The following is a 2,960-nucleotide window of genomic DNA, read 5'->3' as shown; positions in this document are numbered from 1 at the left end:
GGCGTCGCGCGTCAGCACCGGCAGCGGTTCCAGCGAGCCGTCGATCGAGGGCAGGCAGGCGAGCAGCCCCTGCGTGTAGGGGTGCCGCGCGGCGTGCAGGTTCTTCGCGTCCAGCGTTTCGACGATGTGGCCGGCATACATGACGATCACCCGGTCGCAGAATTTGCTGACGAGGTTGAGATCGTGGCTGATGAAGATCAGCCCCATGCCGCGCCGCGTCACCAGTTCGTCGAGGATGGAGAGCACCTGGGTGCGCACCGTTACGTCGAGCGCCGAGGTGGGTTCGTCCGCGATCAGGAGGTCCGGCTCGCGCACCACCATCATGCCGATCATCACGCGCTGCCCCATGCCGCCCGACAGCTCGTGCGGGTAGAGCTTGTAGACGCGCTCCGGCTCGCGGATGTGCACCGCCTCGAGAATGCCCAGCGCCTGTTTCTTTGCCTCGCCGCCCGAGATGCGGCGGTCGCCGATGCGGATGGCTTCGACGATCTGCTTGCCGACTGTCATCACCGGGTTCAGCGAGAATTTCGGGTCCTGCAGGATCATCCCCATGCGGCCGCCGCGCAGCGAGCGGCGCAGTCTTGGCGACGCGGCCTTGAGATCGATGCCGTCGAACTGCATCCGGTCGACGCTGACCTTTGCATAGGGGGGCAGCACGCCGAGCAGGGCGCGGCCGGTGAGGCTCTTGCCGGAACCGCTTTCGCCGACGATGCCGAGCTTCTCGCGCCCCAGCGACAGCGATACGCCGCGCACCGCGTCATTGTAGCCGCCATCGTCGTTGCGGAAGGCGATGTGGAGGTTCTCGATCTCGACGAGGTTGCTCATTTGCGCTGCCTCAGGTGCGGGTCGAGCAGGTCGCGCATGGCGTCGCCGAGGAGGTTGAAGCCCAGCGACACGATGAAGATGGCAAAGCCCGGCACGGTCGCCACCCACCACTGGTCGAAGATGAACTTGCGGCCGGTCGAGATCATCGCGCCCCACTCGGGCAGCGGCGGCTGCGCCCCAAGCCCGATGAAGCCGAGCCCGGCCGCGGTGAGGATGATGCCCGCCATGTCGAAGGTCATGCGCACGATCACTGAGGAAAGGCACATCGGGATGATGTGGAAGACGATGATCCGGAACTCGCTGGCGCCGGCGAGCCGCACGGCGTTGACGTAATCGGAGTTGCGCACCACCAGCGCCTCGGCACGGGCGAGGCGGGCATAGGGCGGCCAGGCGGTGAGGGTGATGGCGAGTGCCGCGTTGACGATGCCCGGACCGAGTGCCGCGACGAACGCCAGCGCCAGCAGCAGCTTGGGGATGGCGAGGAACACGTCCGTCACCCGCATGAACACCACGTCGACCCAGCCGCCGACGGTGCCCGACACCGCGCCGATGATCAGCCCGATCGGCGCCGAGGTGACGATCACCAGCCCCACGATCAGCAGCGTCAGGCGCGATCCGAAGATGACGCGCGAGTAGATGTCGCGGCCAAGCTCGTCGGCGCCCAGCCAATAGGTCGAGCCCGGAGCCGCCAGCCGGTCGGCGAGGTTGGGCAGATAGGGGTCGTGCGTCGCGATCAGCGGCGCGAAGATGGCGCATGCCAGCAGCAGCACCACGATGACCAGCCCCGCAACGCCCAGCGGGTTGCGCATGAAGCGCCGGACGAAGACCTTGAACTCGGCCCAGCGGGCGGCGCGCACGGCGCGCTTGGGGTGGTCGACCAGATCGGACGCGACGCTCATTTGGCGAACTCCCGCGAGCGCGGATCGAGCGCGCGATACAGCACGTCGCTCAGCATGTTGAGAATGACGAACACCACCCCGACCAGCAGCGTACCACCGAGCACGGCGTTCATGTCGGCGGCGAACAGCGAGGAATAGATGTAGTTGCCGATGCCGGGCCACGAGAAGATCGTCTCGATCAGCACCGAGCCCTCGAGCAGCCCGCCATAGCTCAGCGCAATCACCGTCACCAGCGGGATCGCCGCATTGCGCAGCGCATGCCCGACGACGGCCCGGAGCTCGCTCGCGCCCTTGAGCCGGGCGGTCAGCACATACTCGCGGCTCAGCTGGTCGAGCATCACCGAGCGCGTCATGCGCGAGATATAGGCGAGGCTGTAGTAGCCGAGCAGCAGCGCCGGCAGCGTCATGTGGCTGACGGCATTGGCGAAGATTTCCCACTCGCCCTGCAGCGCGCTGTCGATCAGCACCGAGCCGGTGACGCGGTGGACCACCCCGACGTAGAACACGTCGAGCTGCCCCGGCCCGGAGACCCAGCCGAGGAGGTAGTAGAAGACGAAGAGGCCGACGAGCCCGAGCCAGAAGATCGGCACCGAATAGCCGACAAGGCCGACGACGCGCAGCACGTGATCCGGCCATTTCTCGTGCCAGTAGGCCGAAGCGACGCCCATGGGGACGCCGAGGACGACGCCGATGAGGAGCCCGATGGTCGAGAGTTCGAGCGTTGCGGGGAAGAAGTTGAGCAGGTCAGTGAGCACCGGCCGGTTGGTGGCGAACGAGATGCCGAAATCGCCATGCAGGAGCTTCGAAATGTAGTCCCAGAACTGTACCCAGACCGGCTTGTCGAGCCCGAGCTCGAGATACACCCGGTTATAGACCTCGGGGCTGGCCTTCTCGCCGACGATGGAGAGCACCGGATCGATCGGCAGGATGCGGCCGATGAAGAAGGTGAGGGCGGCAAGGCCGACGAGCGTGATGGCGACGGTGGCGAGCCAGGAGGCGAGGCCGAGGAGGATGCGGAGGGGGCGGGTCATCGGACGCGCCGATGCTTGGCCGCGGACCCGGTGCGAGCGGCCCCCCACCCCTGTCCCCTCCCCCCAAGAAGGGGGAGGGAGACGCCCCCACTGGCGCCGGTGTCGAGGTTGTGAGGACTGGTCGGGAGGGTCTCCCTCCCCCTGTTTGGGGGGAGGGGGCAGGGGTGGGGGGCAGCGCGCGCCGGCGCTGATGTTGTCGCTCCTC

At 67.3% G+C, this 2,960-nt stretch carries 3 protein-coding genes; all 3 read right to left on the bottom strand.

The features are described from left to right. Positions 1–825, bottom strand: an 825-nt coding sequence (locus JWQ89_RS18905; protein WP_299643544.1) for an ABC transporter ATP-binding protein, incomplete at its 3' end; no start/stop codon positions are given. Next, positions 822–1,634 (bottom strand): ABC transporter permease, encoded by an 813-nt coding sequence (locus JWQ89_RS18900; protein WP_299643545.1) that lies wholly within the window; start codon positions 1,632–1,634, stop codon positions 822–824. The genes JWQ89_RS18905 and JWQ89_RS18900, both read right to left, overlap by 4 nt. Positions 1,635–1,720: 86 nt before the next feature. Then, positions 1,721–2,755 (bottom strand): ABC transporter permease, encoded by a 1,035-nt coding sequence (locus tag JWQ89_RS18895; protein ID WP_299643543.1) that lies wholly within the window; start codon positions 2,753–2,755, stop codon positions 1,721–1,723. Between the last annotated feature and the right edge of the window lie 205 nt (positions 2,756–2,960).

Origin of the sequence: Devosia sp. (assembly GCF_028290645.1) — a bacterium.
GTDB lineage: Bacteria > Pseudomonadota > Alphaproteobacteria > Rhizobiales > Devosiaceae > Devosia_A.
This window is presented reverse-complemented; position numbering and strand designations above follow the sequence as displayed.

Coding starts and splice junctions, on each gene's coding strand:
- JWQ89_RS18900 (WP_299643545.1), bottom strand. CDS start 1,634: ATGCGCAACCCGCTGGGCGTTGCGGGGCTGGTCATCGTGGTGCTGCTG.
- JWQ89_RS18895 (WP_299643543.1), bottom strand. CDS start 2,755: ATGACCCGCCCCCTCCGCATCCTCCTCGGCCTCGCCTCCTGGCTCGCC.